Origin of the sequence: Oceanobacter antarcticus (genome assembly GCF_044962685.1) — a bacterium.
Classification (GTDB): domain Bacteria; phylum Pseudomonadota; class Gammaproteobacteria; order Pseudomonadales; family Oceanobacteraceae; genus Oceanobacter; species Oceanobacter antarcticus.
In genome coordinates this window covers 1-292 of the sequence record NZ_JBBKTX010000095.1, presented here as the reverse complement: position 1 = coordinate 292, position 292 = coordinate 1, and the positions used below count along the sequence as shown (strand labels likewise).

The following is a 292-nucleotide window of genomic DNA, read 5'->3' as shown; positions in this document are numbered from 1 at the left end:
GCTCGCCAGACTCGGCATCATGTACCTCCCAGGCGACGATCTTGCGGCTGTACACGTCCATGATCAGATACAGATACCAGTGCTGGCCGCGCACTTCCGATGGGCAGTAGCTGATGTCCCAAGTCCACACTTCGTTAGGCCCCGTGGCCGTAAAACTGGTGGGCTGTGGTACCCCGCTCTGTCACCCTAGTTGTCCAGTAGGCGTTTTCGCCTAAATTCTTCTCAGAGTGGGTCAAAAGGATTGCTATGCCACGTTACTCAGACGAACGTAAGGCCGCTGTATTGAAGAAGC

General features: G+C 55.1%; 1 pseudogene. It reads right to left on the bottom strand.

What is annotated here, in order from left to right:
* Positions 1-166 (bottom strand): annotated as a pseudogene (locus WG929_RS21075) (DDE-type integrase/transposase/recombinase); the annotation flags it as partial.
* Positions 167-292 lie beyond the last annotated feature (126 nt).